Consider the following 22308-nt stretch of genomic DNA (forward strand, 5'->3'; position numbering starts at 1 on the left):
GGACTATCATTTGGTAGTTGATTAAGTCATGTCGCCCGCCAGGCGGCTCGGATGAGGCGGGGCGCGATGCCCCGCGGTCGGAGAGAACATGAAGCAAAAGGTAATGGTCGTGTTCGGCACGCGCCCGGAGGCCATCAAGATGTGCCCCCTCGTGCTCGCGCTTGCCGAGCGCAAGGAGGAGCTCGACGTCGTGGTCTGCGTCACGGGCCAGCATCGCCAGATGCTCGACCAGGTGCTCTCCACCTTTGGCGTTGTGCCTCAGTACGACCTCAACGTCATGCGGGCAGACCAGACGCTGACCACCATCACCGCGGACGTGCTTGCCGGCATGCGCGACGTGCTGCAGAAGGAGCAGCCGGACGTGGTGCTCGTGCACGGTGACACCACCACGTCGTTCGCCGCCGGGCTCGCCGCGTTCTACGAGCGCATTCCCGTGGGCCACGTCGAGGCGGGCCTGCGTACCAACAACCTCTACAGCCCCTGGCCCGAGGAGTTCAACCGCCAGGCCGTGGACGTGTTCAGCCAGTGGTACTTCGCTCCGACGGAGACCGCACGCGAGAACCTGCTTCGCGAGGGGAAGGACGACGCGCGCATCTGGGTCACCGGCAACACCGGCATCGACGCGCTTGCCTACACCGTGCGTGACGACTACGCGCACGAGGAGCTCGCGTGGGCCGAGGGCCACCGCCTCATCTTGATCACCGCGCACCGCCGCGAGAACCTGGGCGACCCAATGCGTCACATGTTCCGCGCGATAAGGCGCGTGCTCGACGAGCACGAGGACGTACGCGCGATCTATCCCATCCACATGAACCCGCGCGTCAGGTCGGTCGCGGCCGAGGAGCTCTCCGGCGAGGAGAGGCTGCACGTCATCGACCCGCTGGAGGTCGTGGACTTCCACAACTTCATGGCTCGCAGCCACATGATCCTGACCGACTCCGGTGGCATCCAGGAGGAGGCGCCGAGCCTGGGCAAGCCCGTGCTCGTGATGCGCGACACGACCGAGCGCCCCGAGGGCGTGGCGGCCGGCACCCTGCGCCTCGTGGGCACCGACGAGACGCCCATCTACGAGGCGTTCTCGGAACTTCTGGATAACGAGACCGTCTATCGCGAGATGTCGCATGCGGCCAATCCCTACGGCGACGGCCATGCGAGCGAACGCATCGCGCAGATCCTCTGCGACGGGAGCAACTAGCGCATGGGACCGATTTCCCCCGAGAAGATTCGCGGCCTCATCGAGCGCCCGAGTGTGAAGAACGGCATGTGGATGTACCTTCTGCAGCTGTTCAACACGGTCATCCCGCTGCTCACGCTGCCCTACGTCACGCGCATCCTTGGCCGCGACGGATACGGGCTCTTCTCGATCGCGCTCAACTTCGTGGGCTATTTGCAGGTGGTCGTGGAGTACGGCTTTGGTATGTCGGCCACGCGCAAGGTGGCCGTGCGGGCCGGCGACGACCACGACCTGCTGGAGCGGACCTTCTCGTGCGTGCTGTTCGCGCGCGTGGCGCTGACGGTCGCATGCTTTGCCGTGACGGCCGTCTACTGCCTGTTCAACACGTCGCTCGTGGTGCAGTGCACGTGCCTGGCGGTGATGTTCTCGTCGATCCTGGGCTACTGCGTGCAGCAGAACTGGTTGTTCCAGGGCATGCAGGACATGAAGTTCATCTCGATCGTGAACATCGTGGGGCGCACGGTCTCGACCGTGCTCATCTTTCTGTTGGTGAAGCGCGCCGACGACCTGTACCTGTACTGCCTGCTGTACTCCGTCTCGCCGATCATCAGCGGCTTTGCCGGGCTCATCGTGGCGAAGCGCGCCTATGCGCTCAAGGTCATCCGCGTGGGCGTGGGTGACGTGCTGGCCGAGCTCAAGGACGGCTTCTTCGTGTTCACGACGCAGCTGAGCTCGAAGGTGTTCGGCGCCATCGGCGTCACGATCCTGGGCGTGTTCTGCGTGCCCGAGGTGGTGGGGTCGTTTGCTGCCATCCAGAAGATCCCGACGATGATGATGATGCTTTGGGCGCCCGTGAGCCAGGTGCTCTATCCCATCGCGAGCAGGCGTCTGAGCCAGTCGTTTTCCGCGGGCTACGCCTTCGTGATGAGGGTCAGGCGCTACGCGCTTCTGACCTTTGGCGCGGCGTGCCTCGTGATCGCGCTCTTCTCGCACTTCATCGTGACGCTTGCCTTTGGCCCCGAATACGGCCGCGACTTCTACTGGACCATCCCGCTTCTGGGGTGGCTGCTCGCGGGCATCAACAACAACTTCTTTGGCATCCAGGTGCTCTTGGGCAGCGGCCACGACAAGGAGTACAGCACGTGCTTCCAGATTGGCGTGGCGGCGACGCTCGTGCTCAACCTGGTGCTGATCTGGCTGTTTGGCGGCGACGGTGCCGCATGGGCGCCTTTGGCCTCGGAGCTGGTGCTGACGGGGCTGCTGTATAGGCAGGTGAGCCGCCTGAGGCGAGAGAGCCGGGAGGGCGAGGGCGCGGCGTAGGGCCGTGCCTGCGGCCGTGGCCTTTCGTGCATGGCCTATACTTGCTAGAGGGCTCGCGTGAGGTCGCGCGGGTCACCTAAGACAGACGACGAGTGAATCCGGGAGCTGCGGATGCCCGCTAAGAAGAGTGACCAAGAGGAGCGCAAGGGGCTGGGCGCGCGCGTGGCCGCTGCCGTGCGCGAGGACCCGCTGCTCTATGCGCTGTCGGGCCTGCTGCTCGTGGCAATGCTCATGGCGACTATGTACGGGCTGCGCTATGGCAAGGTGGACCAGAGCGTGGTCAAGGGCCACGTGTCCATTTCCGTTGGCGACACGTGGCTCGCCACCATCGACGTGGACGAGAACAAGGACGCGACCGTCAACTACCTGGGCCACACCATGCACGGCAAGCTCAGGCTCGACGGCGCTGACACCGACTCGGTCCTCTACGTGATGAAGGATATGACGCTCGAGAACAACCTCGATCCCAAGGGGGCCGTCCTTCTCGTCCGCATGCCGCGCTCGGGGCTTGAGGGCGACCTTTCCGGGACGTGGATGCTGTACTTCTCGTATCCCGACGACGGGGAGGTTGAGGGTAACGTCCGAAGCGACTGGGTGTTTGCCCGCGCCGACGGGACGGCGCTCTACGGCTACGCGCCGGAGATGAACGCCATGACCGCGCAGCGCAAGACGCTCGAGCAGAGCTCTGTGGCGTGGCGCTGGTCGAAGACGGACGAGGGTCTGTCGCTGACGAACTAGGGGAGTGCCGCGGCGCGCCTTGGACGTGCGGCGGCGCGAATGGGACCAACGATTCGCATGAAGGGCGTGTGTCACATGACGCAAACCGTACGAGAGAGACTTTCCGCGCCCGTGAGCGAGCGCGCGCTCGAGACCATCCTGGGCGCGACGCTTGCGCTGTGGACCTTTGGCGAGATCCTCTTCGAGCACTCCACGTTCGCGCAGGCCCTCTGGTGCGTGGCGAACCGCCCGGTGCAGTACGTGCAGGCGCTGGTGGTGGGCTGCCTTGTGGCGGTGCTGGCCTCGAAGCGCTTCAGGCTTGGCGTGCGCGACGTTGCGCTGATGTTCCCGCTGCTGTTCTTCGCGCTGCTGGTGTGGGGCAAGTCGCGTGACCCGCACACGCTGGTGCTTGCGCTGTTCGCGGTCTGCGTCCAGGGAATTGACCTGAGGCGGCTTGCGAGGGCCTATGCGACGGGGGCCATGGTTGCCCTTGTGGCGGCGCTTGCGCTTACTGGGTGGGTTTATTCGCTCGATCCGTCGTTCTCGTTGAGGAACGTCGTGTTTGGGCGCTACGTGTTTGGGTACCCTGGCGCGCTGTCGTGCCTGCTCTTCTCCATCGTCTCCGCTGCGTGCCTGTTCGTACGCGTACGCAAGGCGCGGGTGGGGCTTGCCGTCCTGTGCGTGGCGTTTGCCGCCCTTTCAGCTGCGCCCCTGCACGCTAAACGCTGTGGGGTGCTTTTTCTGCTGCTTGCGGCACTGATCGTGGCTGACGTGTTGCGGGGCGAGGCACTCGCGCGCGTTGCACGTCGAGACTTGACCCTTTGGGTGGTGGCGGTCCTTCCAGCCGTGCTGTTCTGCCTGGTGGGCGACATGCGCACGCTATACGGCGCCGGCTTCGAGCTGGGTGCGTACGCCAACATGACAATGGTCTGGGGCCTTGGCTTCTCCGCCGCAGCGGCACTCTTGTTCGCGCGTGCGGTGCTGAGCTGGCGTGGCCGTGACGTCGACCCCGTCATGATTGGCATCATCTGCTTTTTCTCGTTCCTTCTGGTGTTCGAACAGCAGCCAATGAACCTCGAGTTCAACGTCACGCTCCTGATGCTCGCGCAGGGATTTGCACGGATTGAGTGTCTGCCCGAGGACATGAGCGAGCCCGGCGTTGGCGAAGTCTATGACGGCTCCGAGAAGGGGCGCTAATTCAGCTCCCTGCTTCTTCTCTGCCGTGGGGTGGGTCGGGGGGGCAAGCGTTGCACTGGTGTGGGTGGGTGGGCACCTGGACGCCGCGAGAGGTGTGCCTGTCTTGTTCTTTTGTTTCCCGCTACGCAACTGATGAGGCATTCCCCCCCGGCCGCGTCCGTCGATGGGCGCCGTGTTGATGCATCCGATGGCGATTCTGGGTAGGTTGCGCGAAAGGCACTGCCGGCGCACGCAATTCTTAACGGCCCCTTGTTGGTGCGAACGATGGGGCGATGCCTCTCGTCAATCTGAATGCCTTCCGAATACATGTCGTCATTCTGGGGACCACCGAACAGAGCAAACAGTTCGGAGAGTCGGTATAGAAGGTTGGTCTTGGTTGTGATGGTGGTTGGCGAGAACAACCACCACAGGGGTCGGGCTCTCGTCTACGCAGTCTGGCCGGGACATAGCCTAACCGCCGTTTTCTTGCCATCGCATGGCATTGCCAATGGGTCAGCTGGTGTATATCGCTGTCGCTCATAGTGAAAGCCAATGCATTCGGATGGGGCGCAGCGTCAAGGAGTTCAATAGCGCGAGAACGCAATGCCCGATCCGATCGTCGGATTAAATCAACCAATCCGAGTCAGATAATAATAGCCACGGCACACGCCCTGCCGCCCCCATGCCAGTGCCGTCGGCGCATCGTCGTTGTGGGGGGCGTTCCGCTTGACAAAACTATGGGAACACCCCCCAACGATAGCCCGACCCCGCTCTCGTCCCCGACCGTCCCCTCGGACGCTCTTGTGGGATCCGGTCGCGCATGTGCGAGGGGCACTCTGGCGAAGAGGCGCTCCAATCATGCCCTTAATGCGACTCAATCGGCATAATCGCATGCATTTTGCCCGCTTGTTGGTACAATCTGTACCATAGGTCCGCACCACCATGAAGGAGAAGCAAGCATGGGTCTGTTCGATATGTTCAAGAAGCCGGCCGCGCCCGCGAAGCCCGAGGACATCAAGGTCGAGTCCGTTCCCGCCAACATCTACGCCCCTGTCTCGGGTGAGGCCATGAACATGGAGGACGTGCCCGATCCCGTCTTCGCCTCCGGCGCCATGGGCAAGGGCATCGTCATCAAGCCCGAGCAGGGCATCATCTACTCGCCTGTCGACGGTGAGGTCACCGTCACCACCGGTACCCTCCACGCCCTCGGCATCATGGGCGACAACGGCGTCGAGATCCTCATCCACGTCGGCATCGACACGGTCGAGATGAAGGGCGACGGCTTCACCGGCTTCGTCGGCAGGGGCGACACGGTCAAGGCCGGCCAGGCCCTCATGACCTTCGACATGGACAAGATCGCCAAGGCGGGCAAGGAGGACCACGTGATCATGGTCGTCACCAACACGGACGACCTTCCCAACGTCTCGCCCGTCTCGCCGCAGCACATCAACGCCGGCGAGGTTGCGGTCGTCGTCACCCAGTAGTCACGCCTGCCATGTTGGAACTCTCTTGCAGGGTCGCGGATCCCAGGGGACTGCATGCGCGCACCTGCGTCGCGCTGGCGAGCGTGGCGGCCGACTTCTCGTGCAAGGCCACGATTTCCTTTGCTGACGCCACGGTCTCCGCATCCGACCTCATGGGGCTCATGGCGCTCGAGGCGGGCTCGGGGGACGAGGTAATCGTTCGCTGCGCCGGCCGTGACGAGGCCGAGGCGGCCCGCGCCATTCGACATGTGCTTGCGAGCGGTATGACGGGTGGTCGACCCACTCTCTAGCGTATTTGTTGCGGGGCTCGGTTCGTCCGGGCCCCGCGTTTGTTTGCGCTACCATTTCTTGTGTCCGGGAGACTCCCGGCAACCATTCGTATTCCGGTGCGCGAGCGCGGGGGGAGAGGAGCGGGCGGCCTTGCTCGATAGCTACAGGACCATCGCGGGCGGCACCGAGGCCACGGGGGAGTTCGTGGACCGCAAGAGCCGCTTCATCGCGCAGCTTTGCCATGTGAGCTCCGAGGCCGAGGCCGAGGAGTTCATCGCCACCGTGCGCAGCCGCCACCATGACGCCCGCCACAACGTCCCCGCATGGATTCTGGCGGACGGTCGCGAACGCTGCTCCGACGACGGAGAGCCCCAGCGCACCTCCGGCATGCCCACCCTCGAGGTCCTGCGCGGGGCCGGCCTGGCGGACGTCTGCTGCGTGGTGACGCGCTACTTCGGCGGCGCGCTGCTGGGCCCCGGCGGCCTCGTGCGTGCCTACACGGCCGCGGCACAGGAGGCCCTCGCCGCCGCCGAGGCGGCCGGCAACGTCGTTCAGATGACCATGGTCACGCGCGTCACGGCCACGATCCCGTACTCCGCCTACGGCAGGGTCGAACGCATGGTGAGCGACTATGGCGGAAAGGTCCGCGACACTATCTTCTCCGAGGACGTCCAGATGAACTGCGCCTTTCTGACGGGAAAAGAGGTCCCCTTCGTCGCTGCCCTTCGCGAGCTGGCTTCCGGAGAGGACCTCTGCGTGGTGGGCGAGCCCACCTTCCAGGAGTTCTAGGTACTTCTCGCTACCTCTGTCGTCCGCGTCCCAGGGCTGTCGCGAGGCCGCTCCAAGGCGTGACGTCCTCGACGGGAGCCTCGTCCCACTGCCTGAGGGTCTCTGCGGGCACGAACTCGCGCCTGACATCCACCTCTCCGCCGTAGAGGTGGAACCAGTCGGCGCTCATGACCAGGTAGCCGTCCTTGCCCTGCTTCTCGCCCCAGCTGTTCTCGACACGCCAGGCCCGGGGTCTTCCGTCCCCGTCGAGCTGGACGCCCTGGAAGGTCATCGCGTGGGTCAGGCAGGTCTCTCGCATGTCGATCATGTCGGCGCGCTCCATCGCTAGGTCGCAGCCAAAGAGCGCCTCGACGTCCTCACCGTTGGTCGAGAGCACGTACTTGTAGTCGTCGATGTAGCGAGGGAACTGCTGCATGACGTCGCAGGCCATTCCCACGGGCACGCCGGCCTTGAGGCTGGCGACCGCAGCCGCGTCCAGAACCTCGGGCTCGACGTTGAGCATGCGGTTCGGCGTGCCACCCACGACCGAGTCGGTCAGCGTGAGGTGGTAGGCGTGGCCGAAGGGGCGGGTCTTCCCGGGCATCGAGACGAGCGTGACGTAGTCGTTGGGGTCGAATGGCACGTAGCGCTCGGCGAACTCGCGCGGGGTGATTCCCGCGTCACGCAGCACGAAGCGCTCGCTTTCGTCGTCCTTTCCGTTCTCGTCGCCTGAGTCCTTCTTGGCGGCGCCCTTTGCCTTGCCCTCCACCGCGAAGACCTTGGCAGGGTCGGCCTTGCACTTCTTTCCGACCTGGATTTCGAGGTCGAAGGTCACGGGCGGCTCTCCCAGGCAGACTGCGAGCATGCCGTGGACGTTCGCCAGCAGCTCCTCCTTGTGCGCGCGGAGCTCCGACGCGCTTGCGCCGTCCGCCGCCATCGAGCGCAGCTCGCAGGCTCCCTTGCGGCAGAGCCGCTCCAGCTGGGCATCCATCTCGGAGGAGTTGCGGGAGCACGCGGTCTCGGGCATGGCGGCCTTGGGGACGAGGCCCCACTTGGCGATCAGGTTCATGGCGAAGGGGTAGTAGCCGCCGTCGCCCACGCCCTCGTCCAGCAGCTCGCACACCTCACGGGAGTCGAAGGGCAGGTGCGCGGTCCGGATGATTCGCTCGAACATGGCGTTGGCCTTCTCGAGCTTGTCGTAGAACATCCCGAAGCTCTGGCTGAACTCGAAGCTGTCGACGTCCAGGAGCTCCATCGTGGCATGGCGCGCCACGTTAAACGCGCTGAACATCCAGCAGCGGCCGCTCTGCCTCTGGTTGCAGACCTTGGCAGTCTTGGGGACCATCACCCCATAGGTGTCGCTGTAGCCGCGCATGACGCTGATGTCGCGCGCTGCGGCCATGACGCCCGCGGAGGTCACCGCGTTTCTGGCCACGCGGTTGGCCCTATCTGCCGAGAAGGACTTGTTCTTGCTCGTGGCCCAGCTCGGGTCGATGGCTGTCGCCTGCTTCATGCTTACTCCCTCGTTCCTGTGTCCCGCCTCCCGGCCTGTGCCGGGAGGCGGGACATGTTTTAGTGTTGGCAAACTTTTTCAGTCTAGCACCACCGCGGCGCATCGCCCTGTCACGTCGTCACCTCGTGAGGCGGGTGCCGCCACGTGGGCACGAGCGTCTGCTCGGAAGTTTGGGATGCGTCTTGGCCTTCGGCCCTCTCGCGATTGACTCACCGCAGCCTGACGCGCGAATGCTACTATCTTAAAAAGTGAAAACATGTGATGGGGGAGACATGGCCCGAGCCTTGAGGGACGTTGCATATGGGGTGCCCGACTATGCCCTGAGCGTCCTGCGCGCCTTGGAGGCGGCTGGCTTCGAGGCCTGGGTCGTGGGAGGCTGGGTTCGCGATGCGCTTCTGGGCGCACCCTGCCACGACGTCGACATCACAACCTCGGCCCACTGGCGTGACGCCGAGCGCGTGCTCGACTCCTGCGGCATCGCCGTTCGCGAGACGGGCACCGCCCATGGCACCGTTACGGCAATCGTGGGGGGCAAGCCGGTCGAGGTGACCACCTACCGCGTCGAGAGCTCCTACACCGACCACCGCCACCCCGATGACGTCGTCTTCGTGGACGACGTGCGCGAGGACCTAAAGCGCAGGGACTTCACGATCAACGCGATGGCCTACCATCCCGAGCGTGGCCTGCTTGACCCGCATGGCGGCCGAGATGACCTTGACCTGGGGCTGATCAGGGCAGTCGGCGACCCGCGCCTTCGCTTCTCTGAGGATGCGCTGCGAGTCCTGCGCGCGGTGCGCTTTGCCTGCCGCCTCGGCTTTGACGTCGAGCCACGGACGCAGGAGGCCCTGGCGCGCTGTGCCGACGGTCTCGAGGACATCGCCAACGAGCGCATCGGGCAGGAGCTCGACGGCATCGTCTGCACCGGCGCCGTTGCCTGGGCCCTCGCTCACGAGATGCCCGTCCTCGGCGTCGCGGTTCCCGAGCTCAAGCCTCTGGTGGCCTTCGACCAGCGAAGTCCCTATCACGCCTATGACGTGCTCGAGCACACCATGCGCGTCTGCCGTGCCGTCGAGGAGTTCACGGGCGGCAATGCCTCGCGCGAGCTGCGTTGGGCCGCCCTCATGCACGACGTCGCGAAGCCCATAACCTTCACCCAGGACGAGACGGGTCGCGGCCACTTCTTCGACCACCCCAAGGTCGGCGCGCGCGTGTGCGAGCTCCTGATGCGTCGGCTTGCGCTTCCGCACGACCTCATCATCCCCGTTCGCTCGCTGGTGAGGCTGCATGACCATGTCGTGTCACCCACGTCGCGTTCCATGCGCCGCACCCTCATGAAGTTCGACAAGGCCTGTCCCGGTCGCGCGCCACGCCTGGCCTTCGACCTGCTTGATCTCAAGCGGGCCGACGCCGTCTCGAAGGTCGACTGGGTCGCGGGTTACGCCATCGAGCTTGATGGCATCGAGCTGGCCTTGCGGCGCGAGCTCGAGCGTGGCGCAACGTATCGTATGGGTGACCTTGCCGTGAACGGGTCGGACGTGATTTCTGCCACGGGCATCAAGCCCGGGCCGGGCGTCGGTCTCATACTCCAGGGGCTCCTGAGTGCCGTCGTGAACGGCGATCTTCCCAACGAGCGAGAAGAGCTTCTCCGCAGCCTGCAGATTTAGATGTGCCGGGTGCCGTTCGCTGGGCATGCTACGTGCTTCTCGGCAGGTCCTCGCCCCGCGCGAAGTCGGGTACGCGAGGGGCTATAAGGCCATAACAAATCAGACCGCCGAGATCGCCCGACGGTCTGCTCATTCTTGGTAGCCCGTACCAGATTCGAACTGGTGATCTCCGCCTTGAGAGGGCGGCGTCCTAAACCGCTAGACGAACGGGCCATATGAAGGCGCGAGGCTGTAAATACGGGCGCAGGAACCATCTTGCAACTCCTGCGCCCGATAACAGTTGGTAGCCCGTACCAGATTCGAACTGGTGATCTCCGCCTTGAGAGGGCGGCGTCCTAAACCGCTAGACGAACGGGCCATGCAATTGTCAGGCACACTTGGCTGGGACGGAGAGAATCGAACTCCCACTGACGGAACCAGAATCCGTTGTCCTACCGTTAGACGACGTCCCAATCGGTGTCCTCTGTGCGCCTCGGCGCGAGAAAAGAATATACGCGATAGGCGGGGGCCATGCAAGGGGAAATCTCAAAAATTGTTCCCGCATTCGCTGCCGCTGGGGCAAAATGTGGTACTTCAAGCGTCTGAGCTGGCACTTCTCTTTCTTCTAGCTGACGTGCTGATGCCATCTGCGTCTTCACAATTTCTGGATTAGTCCGCATCCTAAGAAGGGGCTGCCCTCCCGCAGGCGCAGAGACCCCCTGCTCTCCCGCCGTGCGCCGGGCGACTTGCCCATTCTTGGTGTTGGCTGCGCCAGGCCTTCGCGGGAGCCATGCCGTCTGCGCTATCATAAGAGTGTTGTAGACACTAAGATGCGTCGAGCAGTTCTCGGCGTGGCGACCATGGGAGCCTGATGGCAGAGCCTAAGGACACAAAGCGCACCAAAGGCAAGGTCTCGCTCAAGGTTTCGGCGCCCCACGTCTCCGTTGGTGGCGGCGTGGAGACCGAGGAGCTCGAGGAGAACAACGCCAAGGCCCGCAAGGGCGCGCTCTTCCTTGCTGCGGTCGTCGGCATATATATTGTCTACCTGATCGTGTCGGGGCAGATGGGGGAGTTCCTGGACGCTCTCTCGTCCGTCGACACCGGGTGGGTCCTGTGGGCCTGCGTCGCCTACGCCTTCTACTTCGTCTTCGGCGTGATCGCCTACGTCATCGCCGTGTACCTCGACCACGACTCTCCCGTCGGCGTGCGCGACCTCATGAGCGTCGAGGCCTCCGGCGTCTTCTTCGGCAACCTTACCCCCATGATGGCGGGCGCCGTTCCCTCGCAGATCTATCGCCTGACGCGCACGGGGCTTGACGTGGGCGAGGCGAGTGCCACGCAGTTCACGCGCTTCATCATGTTCCAGTTCGGCGTGGTCCTGTTCGCGGCCATCATGCTCTTCGCCAAGCTCGAGTACTTCTTCGAGACCTACGGCGACATCATCATCCTGAACCTCGTCGTGTTCGGCGTGCACTTCCTGGAGCTCGCGGGCCTCTTCGTGGTCTGTCTGTGCCCGCGTCTGGTCATGCGCCTGGGCAACTGGGCGATCAACCTCGCGTCGAAGCGCGGCTGGCTCAAGAACCGCGAGTACTGGGACGAGATGGTCAACGTTCAGGTGATGGAGTTTTCAAACGCGTTCAAGCGTGCCTCTCAGGACCTTCCCTCCATGGGGCTCACGCTTCTGGTCACGATGGCGCAGCTGGCGTGCCTGTACATGATTCCCTGGTTCGTGCTGCGCGCATTCGGCGTCGAGGGCGACTTCATCGAGTGCCTCGCGGCCGGGTCCATGGTCCAGATGGTCGCCTCTGCCGTGCCCCTTCCCGGCGGAACCGGCGGCGCCGAGGGTGGCTTCTACATGTTCTACCAGCACATGTTCGGCGCTGCCACGAGCGCCGGCTTCCTGATCTGGCGCATCGTCACCTTCTTCGCGCCCACGATTCTTGCCGCGCCCCTCCTTGGACTGAGGTCGAACGGCGGCATGAGCATCTACAACCGCGTGCAGCGCATCATGGCACGCCTCGGCAGGGGCTCTGCGGCCTCGGCGGCGCCCAAGGTCGCGACCCTCAAGGGCAGCCAGATTGCCGCGAAGGCCAAGGGCAAGACCGCCCGCACCTCCGGCGCGCGGAAGGGCGGTCCCGTGGCCACCAACGGCGGCATTCGCGTTCCCATGGGATCGAAGCAGGCCAAGAGGACTGCCGCCCACGCGCACGACAAGAAGGAGTAGGGGGCGTCGGACGCCGTTTCCCAGGCATGCGAAGAGGGCGAGAAGCGCATGCGTGCGCACTTCTCGCCCTCTCTCTTGCTCCGCCTGGCTCCGCTTCGGGCCGGAAGGGCGACCGGCGGTTGCCCCTGGCCTTCGCGGTGTTCCGGACCGGGTGCTACAGGGCGCAGCGTCGGCAGGCGCCGCATGCGGATGGCGCTGCGGCGAGGCCGCCCAGGGCCGTCTCCCTCAGCGCTGCCGGCAGCGAGTCGCCGACTGCCTTCATGGCGGCCACGACCTCGTCGAAGGGGATGGGGTCGAGCACGCCGGATAGCGCGAGCTGAGCCGCGCTGATGGCGTTTGCCACGCCGATGGCGTTTCGGTTCTGGCAGGGGTACTCGACGAGGCCTCGCACGGGGTCGCATACGAGTCCCAGGAGGTTGGCGATCGCCGTTGAGGCCGCGGAGAGGCAGGCCTCGGGGCTTCCGCCCAGAAGCTCCGTGAGGGCGCTTGCCGCCATTGCGGCCGCCGTGCCGACCTCGGCCTGGCATCCACCCTCCGCGCCCGCGACGGAGGCGTTGCGGGCCACTATGGCACCCACGGCGCAGGCATTCCAGAGCGCTGCGGCAATCTGGTCGTCCGTCGCGCCCGCGGCCTCGGCCGTGGCGAGCACCGAGCCGGGGATGACGCCGGCGGAGCCTGCGGTCGGTGCGGCGACGATGACGCCCATGGTCGCAGAGCGCTCGAGGACCGCCATGGCGTAGGCGGTCGCCTTGCTGAGCGTCGAGCCCAGGAGGACGTTCGAGATACGCTCGGCGCCGTCGGCCACGGCCTTTGCCTGCCCGCCCAGGAGGCCTCCCAGGGAGGGCTCGGGCTTCTCGATGGGACGCGCGGTCTCCTCCCGCATGACCTCGATGATCTTGGCCATGCGAGCGTCGACGTCCGCCGAGGGCTCGAGCTCCAGCTCGCGCTCGCGCATGATCTGGCCGATGGAGAGGTCCTCGGTGGCGCAGGCGCGCAGCAGCTGGGCGCCTGTCTCGAAGCCGTGCGGCAGCACCGCGTCGGGCGCCGCCTGCGAGGCGCCGGGGATGTTCACGAGGCTCGCGAACGAGATGCTCGGCCCGCGCGAGAGGTACTCGAGCACGCTCTGGTCTAGGCCGTCGTCGACCTCGAAGACCGTGTAGGCGCGGCCGCCGCGGCTCTCGCGGAAGGTGCGCATCGTTGCGATGTTGACGGAGGAGGCCGAAAGTCCGCTGGTGAGGGCCGCCAGGACGCCGGGGCGGTCCTGGTGTGCCACGAAGAGGGTGGGGTAGTCGCCGGTCATCTCGACCGCGATGCCGTCGATAGAGCTGATGCGGACCTTGCCGCCGCCCAGGGACTCGCCGGTGACCGACATCTGCATGCCGTCCTGGCCAACCATGTTGACCGCGACGGTGTTGGGATGAAGGGCGGTGCCCTCCTTGTCGGAGGCCTCGGTGAACGAGAACTCCAGCCCCTCCTCCTTCGCAAGCTCGAACGAGTTGCGCACGCGGATGTCGTCGGGCGCCATGCCCAGGATGCCCGCGACGAGCGCACGGTCGCTGCCGTGCCCGTGGTAGGTGTGGGCGAAGGAGTTGTAGAGCTTAAAGTCAACGCTCTTGAGGGGCTTCGGGCCCAGGGAGCGCGCGACCAGTGCGATGCGCAGCGCGCCCGCGGTGTGCGACGAGGACGGGCCGACCATGACGGGGCCCAGAATCTCGAACGCTGAGGTGTTCATCATGTGCGATCTTCCCTTTCGTTTGGGCGTCCGGCGCGGCGGGGCCTCGGGCGGATTGCCGCTTCGGCTCCGGGGGTGTCACGCGTTTTCGCCATTGTGGCACTCTCGCCACCTTCGTGCACAGAAAAAGGGCCGTCGTATCCTAATGGCTACAACGGCCCCCAAACATGGGCAGGAGCTAGTATCGCGCCGCTTGCGTTCGGCTGCGCCGACTACTCCGCGAGCGGCAGGGCCTTCTCGAGACGCGCCAGGGTGACGTTACGACCTAGGAGCTCGAGGGACTCGCCGAGCGGGGGAGAGACCTGATTTCCGCACTCTGCCACGCGAACGGCGCCGTAGAACTTGCGCTTGTTGGTCTCGAGCTGCTCGGGCAGGGGTTCGAGCGCCGCGTCGATCGAGGCCGCCTTCCACTGGTCCGCACCAATGGCCTCGAGTGCGGCCCTCGCCGCCTCGAGGTAGGAGCGCGCGCCCTCCTTGGCGAGGTTCTTCTTGACGCTCTTCTCGTCGAACTCGACGTCCTCGCCCATATAGAGGAAGCGGCTCTTCTCGACGACCTCGGGGGCAAGCGTGGTGCGCGGCTTCAGGATGCTGGAAAGAAGGTCGAACCACTCCGGCTTGGCGGCGTAGGCCGCGTCGACGTCGTCGTCCTGCTCGAGGCCGGCGGCCATGAGCTGTGGGACGAGCTGGGTCTTGGAGAACTCCTCGTCGCCCATCGCCTGGAGGTACTGGCCGTTGATCCAGTCGAGCTTCTTGAAGTCGAAGGTTGCAGGGTTCTTGGAGACGTGGTCGAGCGAGAACTTGCTGGCCAGGACGTCGCGCGGGACGATGGTCGTGTCACCGTCGAGCGCCCAGCCCAGAAGCGCCAGGTAGTTGACGAAGGCGTCGGAGTCGTAGCCGGCGGCCTTGTACTCCTCGACAGAGGTCGCGCCGTGGCGCTTGGAAAGCTTCTTGCCGTCGGGACCCAGGATCATGCTGATGTGGGCAAAGGTCGGCGTCGGCGCGCCCATGGCCTCGTAGACCATGATCTGGCGCGGGGTATTGGACAGATGGTCGTCGCCACGGATGATGTGCGTGATGCCCATCTGCGCATCGTCGACGACGGTCGCGAAGTTGTAGGTGGGGGTGCCATCGGAGCGGAAGATGATGAAGTCGTCGAGCTCCTTCGCGTTGAAGGTCACGTCGCCGTGGACGGCGTCGTGGACGACGACGTCGCCGCGGTCTAGGGGGACCTTGATGCGGATGGTGTAGGGCTCGCCGGCGTCAACGCGGCGCTGGGCCTCGGCAGGGTCGATGTCGCGGCAGGTGCGCTGGTAGCCCTGGAACGCGTCCTTGCGCTCCTGGGCAGCCTTGCGGTCGGCCTCGAGCTTCTCGGGCGTGCAGAAGCAGTAGTACGCCTTGCCCTCGGCCACGAGCCTCATGGCCTCCTTGCGGTAGATGTCCAGGCGCTCGGTTTGCCAGTAGGGGCCAAAGTCGCCGCCGACCTCGGGGCCCTCGTCCCAGTCGAGTCCCAGCCAGCGCATGGCACGCAGAATGATTTGGGTGTTCTCCTCGGTGGAGCGGGTGGGGTCGGTGTCGTCGATCCTCAGGATGAACGTACCGCCGTTCGCACGGGCGAACGCCCAGTTGTAGATTGCGGTGCGCGCGCCGCCTACGTGCAGCTTGCCCGTGGGAGACGGGGCGAAGCGGACGCGGACCGGCCTGTTGTCAGTAGAGCTCACTGTCGAACCTCTTCTAGCTAGTCGATGCCTTCATTAAAACTTGGTCAGTATAGACCGTACGCTAGCGGACGCGCCTCGGCGCGCCCGCGATACTGCAGAATCTGCGGCTCTTGAACCCTGAGTGGGCTTGAGTTCCCGTGGGCTACATGATCTTGGTGTCCTCGAGCTTCTCGGCGAACCAGTCGTTCACGCGGATGACGGGCACGCGCAGCACCAGCCCGAGCGCGAGGGCGGGCGCGAGGAAGAGAAGCGCGTGACCCATGCAGACCCAGAACTCGGCCCCGTACGAGCCGGCGATGGCGGCCCGCATACCGTTCATGATGGGGACGAAGGGCAGGAACGGGTTGAATGCCTGGAACAGGGGAGGGAGCATCTCCTTGGGGAAGCTGCCGCCCGAGCCGGCCACCTGGATGACAAGCAGGAAGACCGCCACGGCCTTGCCGACGTCGCCGAAGGAGGCCACCAGCGCGTAGATGACGTTCATGAAGACGAACGAGGCCACCCACGCGCAGACCATCATCTGAATCGGGTCACTCGCCTGAACGCCAAGGAAGAAGAGGTCACCGAGCATGGCGAGGGTCGCCTGGAGGAACGAGAGCACCAGGTAGATGCCCAGGCGTCCGAAGTAGCGCTGGTACGGGCGGGCGCCTCCCGCCTCGCGCAGGGCCTCTTCCGAGAGCGGTGTCTTGAGCATCGCCGCGAGTACGGTCGCTCCGACCCAGAGAGCGAGCGTCGTGTAGTACGGCGCCATGGCGGAGCCGTTGTTCTCGACGGGGTAGATGGCCTCGCGGTCGAGCTGCACGGGCGACGCGATCCACGACGCGAGTGCGTCGGGGTCCGACGAGAGTATGGTGCGAATCGTCTTCGCATCTCCGGAGCTGAGCGCCGCCTTGAGCCTCGCGTGCGTGTCGTCGATCTTGTCGGCCATGCCGCCGAGCTTTCCCTGCGCGTCCGAGAGGGAGTCCTGCATGGCCTCGAGGTCGGCCTTGGCGGAACCCGTCGCGCTCTGGAGGGACCCGATCGCGTCGTCGAGCTTGTTCGCGACGTCCGAGGTCGCGGAGGACGTGCTGGAGATGGCGTCGGAGAGGCTGGTGAGCTTCTGGTCGAGCTTGCCGGAGTAGTTGCTCTTGAGGGCCTCGATCTCGGTCTTGCCAGCGTCGATTTTCTCCTTTACCTCGCGGCGCTTCGCCTCGACGTTGTCCGTGGTGAGTTCGTCGGCGGCCGTGGAGAGGGCGTTGGAAATGCCGAAGAGCGTCGCCTGCGTCGTTCGGGCGTGGGTCGCGGCTGCCTTGACGTGCGCCTGTGCGGATGCGTCGCTGATGGTCCCCGCCAGGCTGTCGAGCTGTTCGGCGAGGCTGCCGTAGTCACCTGCGACGTGCGAGGTGAGACTGGCCGCGTTGCTGAGCTTCTTGCGGGCCTCGCCGGTGTGGTTTGCCGCGACATCGAAGGCGTCGTCCACGGCCGACCCCAGCGAGTCGATGCTCTGCGAGCTCTTGTCGACGGCACCCGAGATGGCGTCCCTGCTCGAGTCGAGGCCCTGCCTGACCGAAGCGACGCTGTTGCCCGTGTCGTTCAGCAGCGACTTGAGGGAGCTGGCCGACGAGCCGGTGGTCTTAAGCAGGTCGTTGGACGAGCTCACGAGCGACGAGGCCGAGCTCAAGAGCGACGCGTAGGAGCCCACGTGGGTGGAGACCCGCCTGATGTCCTTCGAGCCGCTCGTGAGCGCGCGGTCGAGCGCCGAGGCGACTGAGAGGATCTGGTCGTCGTCCAGGTAGTTTCCGAGGTCGGTCATGACGGCCGCGCCCACGCCGGTTACGGTCTGGGCAAACTGGCGGTCGATTTCGTTCTTGAGCCACGAGGCGCCCTTTTGGGTGACGATCGGCGCGATTGCGTTCTCCTTCTGGTTGACGTAGTAGCGCAGCTCGGCGTGGCGCGTGCTGGTCGAGAAGACCGACATGATGTCGCTCGTGAAGTCCTCCGGGACCACGATGGCGGCGTAGTACTCGCCTGAGCTCACGCCGTCGATTGCGTCCTGCTCGGTGGTGAACACCCAATCGAACTTCTGGTTCTCCCTCAGCGTCGCCTCCACGCGCTGGCCGATGTTGATCTCCATCGGCATGGTCTGCGAGGTGTACCCCCTGTCGGAGTTCGCCACGGCGATCTTGAGCTGGCCGGTCGCGCCGTAGGGGTCCCAGCCGCCTGCGATGTTGAACCATGCGTACAGCGAGGGGATGACGACCAGCCCGATGCACACGACCAGTGCGATGACGTTGCGCGTGGCGTTTTTGCAGTCACGCCTGAAGATCTTGATGATGGTGCTCATCGGCGCTCGCCTCCCTTCGCATCGCTTCCGTCCGTCTTGTGGTGGTCAGGCTCCCCTTCGCCAACGTGCTTGCGATAGTCTTCGGCGCGGTAGTCCAACATGGCGCCGTCCTGGGCGTCGGGCCGCGGGTCGGGTATGGAGTGCTGGGGGTAGGGGGGCCGAGTCGCGCCTGTCGCGTCCTTCTCGCCCGCGTCGCGCGGCTCTGCGCCGGCGGCGTCCCTCGTGCCCCTGATGCGGCTGCGCAGGCTGCCTGCTATCTTGCGGAACGGCAGCTTGTACTCCCATTGCTCGTCGAGCTCCCGGTCAAGCAGTTTGTAGATCTCGTCGCGGCTGAGCTCCGCGAGGGTCGTCTTCTGCCAGACGCGCTCGTGCAGGTACTCGATCACGATGAGACCCGCGCAGATGGCGACGAGCGAGACGATCCACACGATGAGGATCGGCAGCTTCGCCGGCGTTGCGAAGACGAGCGCCAGCAGCACCAGCGGTACCACAAGCACCAGAGCGAAGCCACGCTTGACCATGCCGGGGTATTTTGCCTCGAAGTTCGCCGCCTCTTCGAGCAGGACGTGCTTGTAGTCCTCGGAGGAGAGGAGCGCCTTGATTATGGTCGACAGCTTGAAGTTCTCGCGCGTCATGCCGTCGTGCTCGCAGATCATGAGGTCGGTCTCGGCGAGCTTCTTGTCGAAGAGCGTGTTGATGTTGATGAGGTGCCTGCGGGCTCCCATGCCGATGGCCAGCGCGGGAACCACGAACGCTAGCAGCGTCAGGAGGTTCTGCACGTAGCAGGAGCCCCAGTAGCCCGCGATGGTTTCGCGCATGGCGTTGATCCCGTAGGTGAAGGGCAGCCATGGGTTGATGGCGCGGAAGAAGCCCGGCATCATCTCGATGGGATAGACGCCCGAGGAGCCGGGGATCTGCAGGATGACGAGGACGACGCAGAGCGCCTTGCCGATGTGCTTGAACGCCACCGAGAGCGCGTAGATGATGTTGACGTAGGCGAATGACTGCACCAGGCCGGCGCAGATGAACGCGACGGGGTGCAGGCACTGGACGCCCATGACGAGGTCGCCTACGCAGCAGATGAGTGCCTGCGCGAGTCCGAGGACCAGAAGCAACAGGTATCTGCCCAGGTAGCCCTGCCAGGCTCGGTAGGGGCCGACCTCCTCTTCGTCGACCTCGAGCTTGTAGATGGCGATCAGTACGAAGCCGCCGACCCAGATGGCCAGATTAGTGTAGAAGGGCGCGACGCCCGAGCCGTAGTTTGCGACGGGGAAGACGTCCTGCTCGCTGAGCTCGACCGGCGAGGTCATGAATTCCTTCACCTGGTCGGAGTTCATGTCCATGACGTTCTGGAGCAGCTGGAAGTTCTGCGATGCGCGGATTGCCTCGATGTCGGTCGCAAGCGAGCCGAGCGACCCCCTCAGGCCGCCCAGCGCGTCCTGCGTCTGGTCGATCACGTCCTGAGCCTCGCGCAGCGTGCTGTCAAGCTGATCCAGCGTGCCCGAGGCCTGCTGGACGGTGGGGGAAACGCCGTCGAGGATTCCCTGCAGGTCGCCGCCGGCGAGCGCGAAGGAGTCGAGCGAGCTTGAAAGGGCTGGCAGCACGTTCTGCGAGACGTCGTTCTTGGCATCCGAGATGCCGGACGTCGCGTCCTTTATGGAGCCCTCGAGCTGCTGGGCGCCGTCGCTGATGTCCTGCGCGTCGAACTTGAGGCCGTCAAGCTGGGAGGCGATGGAGTCGGCCGTGTCGGCCTTCTTCTGGAGCTGCGAGACGAGCGCGTCGATCTTGCTGCAGAGCTCCTGCTTCTGCTGGTCGCTCAGCATCGAGGAGGCCTGAATCTGGGCCTTCGCATCGTTGAGCGACGTTATTGCCTTGCGGTTGACCTCGCTGAGCTTGTGCGCGGCCTTCGCCCCGGACTGCGCCGTGGCGCTTGCGTGCTCGGCCATGCCCGCGAAGCCGCCGAGCGCTGTCGAGGCGCGCGTGGCCGCCTCGTCAAGGCGCGCGGTGCCGACGCTGACGGCGCTGTCCAGGCGCGAGGCGAGAGACTGCGCGTCGCTGCGGGCACCTCCCAGCTCGCCTAACGCGTCCCTAAGCGTCCTCTGCGAGCTGCCGGTTATCGACGAGAGCGATGCGAGGACGTCTCGCGCCTGCCGGATGGCATCGCGGGTCTTGCCCACGGTGCCCTTTGCACCCTCGAGCTGAGTGCTCACGTCGTCGAGGGTCGACTGGGCGTCGCGGATGTCCGCGAGGACGGTGTCGCCCAGCTTGTCGGTCTGACTCCCGAGCTTCGCGCCCGTGTCCTGCGCCTTGGTCGTGAGCACGCCTGCGACCGTCGAGACGAAGTTGTCGTTGATCTGCTGCTCGACCGTCGAGGCCCCCGTGTCGGTGACCTTCGGGGCGACGGCGTTGACCTTCTCGTTCACGTAGTACTTGAGCTTGGGCGTCTTGAGGTCCCCAGATAGCACGCTCACGAGGTCCGACGAGAAGTCCTTTGGTATCTCGATGGTAGCGTAGTACCTTCCCGAGGCGACGCCCTCGAGTCCTTCCTGCTCGCCCACAAACTGCCAGCCGAGCTGATTGTTCTGCTCGAGCTTCTCGACCACCATGTCGCCCACGTTGATCTGGCCGAGCTTCTCGTTGTAGGTGCCCTCGTCCTCGTTCACGATGGCGACGGCGACGGTGCTGGTGTTCTTGTACGGGTCCCAGTTTGCCGCGATGTTGATCCAGGCGTAGAGGGAGGGGAGGATGCAGACGCCCACGGTGACGATGGCGGCTACGGGGTTCCTGAAGATTCGCCTGAGGTCTCGGCGGAAGATGGTGAGTACGTTGTGCATGTAACGCTCCGTGAATCGTGCGGTTTCAGCATTCAAAATGATATCCCTCCGGCAGATGCCTCGCCGAGTTAACTCTAAAAATTCGAATCTGATTCAAAAATCGTTTCACGTGCTTCCCTGCCAAAGATATGGGCGCTCCATGATGTGTCGACGCAGGCGTTTTGAGCTTGGTTCAAAAATCTGTGTCGAGCGCTATGATGGTCTCGAGACAAGAGGGAAGAGGCGGTCATGGTGCAGTCGGGCGACGGGGACATTACAGGGACGGAGACGCTGACGACGGGAGCGAAGCGAGGCGCGCCGTCAGCCGTCGACGCGTTGCCAAGTGAGGCCACGGCGCCGGTCGAGGACAGACGGTCGTCGGTTCGCGTTGGACTTGCAAAGGCGAACCTCGAGGTTGCCTCCGAGATTGCCGGGGGCATGGCGGCCGTCCGCCACGCCGCGCACGATGCCGCGCTGCGAGCGGCCCAGGGGGTCGTCGAGGGCGCCGCCGCCAAGGGCAGGGCCCGCGCCCGCTCTTCGAGCAAGACGCGCAAGAGCGCGAGGACCCGCGAGCGCATCATGACCGCCGCGAGCGAGATCATGGTCGAACGCGGCAACGGGGACTTTCAGATGAGCGAGGTCTCCGCGCGCTGTCGCATGTCTAAGGGTTCCCTCTACTACTACTTTGCCGACAAGGACGAGCTGGTCGACGCCATCTACGAGTCGGCCTGCGACGACCTCGTCGTCGCCGTCGAGGGCGTCGTGGCCCGGGCCTCGACGGCCAGCGAGTCGCTCGTGAGCCTGTGTGCCGAGGTCAGCCGGCGCGTCAGCGCGGGGAGTCCGCTCGCCCTGGCCCTCACGCGCGAGCTGGCGTCGTCGAACGGAGACGTCTCGGGTGGCATGACCACCCACTTCATGAGGATCGCCCGCATCGTCTCGGCGCAGCTCGAGAGGGGCAAGGCCGAGGGCATCATCAGAAAGAGCGTGAACTCGGACCAGGTCTCGGTGGGCGTTTTGGGCGGCTACCTGGTTTCCTCGCTCGTCTCCGCCGGCGAATCATTGGGGCGCTCCACTGATGCCATCGCCGCCGTCATGACGCGTGATCTGCTTGACGTCGTTATGAACGGCATAGGTGCCCGAGAGGGTGCGTAAGGGGCGAGGGGCGCGTCCCGCGCCCGCTCTGAGGCGCGATGGCTTGCCCCAGTGTGCGTCGACTGGCCGTCGATGCGCTCAAGTGATGAACCTGTTTACAATCCTCAAGTCAAGTCATAGGCTATAGCTTGCTCGTCAAGAGGCACCCGCGTGGGTGCATAGAGCTGAGGGACCGAGCCCTTTGAAGCTCCGGCAACCAGCCAGTTGGTATGGTGCCAATTCTCGGCAGGCCTCAATGCCTGGAAGACGGGGGAACATGGTGTTGCCAGACACGGGTCCCC

15 protein-coding genes, 3 tRNA genes and 1 riboswitch are annotated in these 22308 nt (G+C 65.0%); of the genes, 10 read left to right on the top strand and 8 right to left on the bottom strand.

Features of this window, described 5'->3' with window-relative positions:
• The first annotated feature begins 88 nt into the window (after positions 1–88).
• The 7 genes from wecB to BMY31_RS02505 all read left to right on the top strand — a co-directional run bounded on the left by wecB (position 89) and on the right by BMY31_RS02505 (position 6930).
• Positions 89–1195 carry a non-hydrolyzing UDP-N-acetylglucosamine 2-epimerase gene (gene wecB, locus BMY31_RS02475; protein ID WP_219334840.1) on the top strand — a complete coding sequence of 369 codons (1107 nt, stop codon included), beginning with the start codon at positions 89–91 and terminating at the stop codon, positions 1193–1195.
• 3 nt (positions 1196–1198) lie between these two features.
• Positions 1199–2494, top strand: a complete 1296-nt coding sequence (locus BMY31_RS02480) for a flippase (protein WP_091007939.1) — start codon at positions 1199–1201, stop codon at positions 2492–2494.
• A gap of 111 nt (positions 2495–2605) precedes the next feature.
• The gene (locus BMY31_RS02485; protein WP_091007942.1) at positions 2606–3232 is read left to right on the top strand and encodes a hypothetical protein; all 627 of its coding nucleotides are present in this window, start codon (positions 2606–2608) and stop codon (positions 3230–3232) included.
• A gap of 75 nt (positions 3233–3307) precedes the next feature.
• Positions 3308–4408: a hypothetical protein gene (locus BMY31_RS02490; RefSeq protein ID WP_091007944.1), complete on the top strand. Its 1101-nt coding sequence runs from the start codon at positions 3308–3310 to the stop codon at positions 4406–4408.
• A 938-nt stretch (positions 4409–5346) separates the two neighbouring features.
• Positions 5347–5871 (top strand): PTS sugar transporter subunit IIA, encoded by a 525-nt coding sequence (locus BMY31_RS02495; RefSeq protein ID WP_091007948.1) that lies wholly within the window; start codon positions 5347–5349, stop codon positions 5869–5871.
• A gap of 11 nt (positions 5872–5882) precedes the next feature.
• Positions 5883–6161 (top strand): HPr family phosphocarrier protein, encoded by a 279-nt coding sequence (locus BMY31_RS02500; RefSeq protein ID WP_078687852.1) that lies wholly within the window; start codon positions 5883–5885, stop codon positions 6159–6161.
• A 130-nt stretch (positions 6162–6291) separates the two neighbouring features.
• The gene (locus BMY31_RS02505; protein ID WP_091007951.1) at positions 6292–6930 is read left to right on the top strand and encodes an IMPACT family protein; all 639 of its coding nucleotides are present in this window, start codon (positions 6292–6294) and stop codon (positions 6928–6930) included.
• A 10-nt stretch (positions 6931–6940) separates the two neighbouring features.
• On the opposite strand, the gene BMY31_RS02510 is transcribed toward BMY31_RS02505, so the two are convergent.
• Complete coding sequence (locus BMY31_RS02510; protein ID WP_091007954.1) at positions 6941–8422, bottom strand: aminopeptidase C; 1482 nt, start codon at positions 8420–8422, stop codon at positions 6941–6943.
• 272 nt (positions 8423–8694) lie between these two features.
• Here BMY31_RS02510 and BMY31_RS02515 point away from each other — a divergent pair, with 272 nt between their 5' ends.
• Complete coding sequence (locus tag BMY31_RS02515; RefSeq protein WP_091007959.1) at positions 8695–10086, top strand: CCA tRNA nucleotidyltransferase; 1392 nt, start codon at positions 8695–8697, stop codon at positions 10084–10086.
• A 136-nt stretch (positions 10087–10222) separates the two neighbouring features.
• Here BMY31_RS02515 and BMY31_RS02520 read toward each other — a convergent pair.
• The 3 genes from BMY31_RS02520 to BMY31_RS02530 all read right to left on the bottom strand — a co-directional run bounded on the left by BMY31_RS02520 (position 10223) and on the right by BMY31_RS02530 (position 10538).
• Positions 10223–10299, bottom strand: a tRNA-Glu gene (locus BMY31_RS02520).
• Positions 10300–10367: 68 nt separating this feature from the next.
• Positions 10368–10444 (bottom strand) — tRNA-Glu (locus tag BMY31_RS02525).
• Positions 10445–10464: 20 nt separating this feature from the next.
• Positions 10465–10538, bottom strand: a tRNA-Gln gene (locus tag BMY31_RS02530).
• A 398-nt stretch (positions 10539–10936) separates the two neighbouring features.
• Between BMY31_RS02530 and BMY31_RS02535 the strand changes: the two genes are divergently transcribed.
• The gene (locus BMY31_RS02535) at positions 10937–12289 is read left to right on the top strand and encodes a lysylphosphatidylglycerol synthase transmembrane domain-containing protein (RefSeq protein ID WP_091007961.1); all 1353 of its coding nucleotides are present in this window, start codon (positions 10937–10939) and stop codon (positions 12287–12289) included.
• Between the two features lie 154 nt (positions 12290–12443).
• Here the strand turns inward: BMY31_RS02535 and sdaAA are convergent, their stop codons facing one another.
• The 4 genes from sdaAA to BMY31_RS02555 form a co-directional block, all read right to left on the bottom strand.
• A complete protein-coding gene (gene sdaAA, locus BMY31_RS02540; RefSeq protein ID WP_091007964.1) occupies positions 12444–14024 on the bottom strand; it encodes an L-serine ammonia-lyase, iron-sulfur-dependent, subunit alpha in 1581 nt (526 codons plus the stop codon).
• Between the two features lie 209 nt (positions 14025–14233).
• Entirely contained in the window at positions 14234–15739 is a 1506-nt protein-coding gene (gene gltX / locus BMY31_RS02545) for a glutamate--tRNA ligase (RefSeq protein ID WP_091007967.1), read from the bottom strand.
• A gap of 142 nt (positions 15740–15881) precedes the next feature.
• Positions 15882–18062 (bottom strand): YhgE/Pip domain-containing protein, encoded by a 2181-nt coding sequence (locus BMY31_RS02550; protein WP_091007971.1) that lies wholly within the window; start codon positions 18060–18062, stop codon positions 15882–15884.
• Complete coding sequence (locus BMY31_RS02555) at positions 18059–20896, bottom strand: YhgE/Pip domain-containing protein (RefSeq protein WP_091007974.1); 2838 nt, start codon at positions 20894–20896, stop codon at positions 18059–18061. The genes BMY31_RS02550 and BMY31_RS02555 overlap by 4 nt, the downstream gene beginning before the upstream one ends.
• A gap of 228 nt (positions 20897–21124) precedes the next feature.
• Here BMY31_RS02555 and BMY31_RS02560 point away from each other — a divergent pair, with 228 nt between their 5' ends.
• Positions 21125–22027: a TetR/AcrR family transcriptional regulator gene (locus tag BMY31_RS02560; RefSeq protein WP_090991501.1), complete on the top strand. Its 903-nt coding sequence runs from the start codon at positions 21125–21127 to the stop codon at positions 22025–22027.
• 145 nt (positions 22028–22172) lie between these two features.
• A riboswitch (SAM riboswitch) is annotated at positions 22173–22280 on the top strand.
• Positions 22281–22308 lie beyond the last annotated feature (28 nt).

Source organism: Parafannyhessea umbonata (assembly GCF_900111255.1).
In the GTDB taxonomy this organism is placed as follows: domain Bacteria; phylum Actinomycetota; class Coriobacteriia; order Coriobacteriales; family Atopobiaceae; genus Olsenella_J; species Olsenella_J umbonata_A.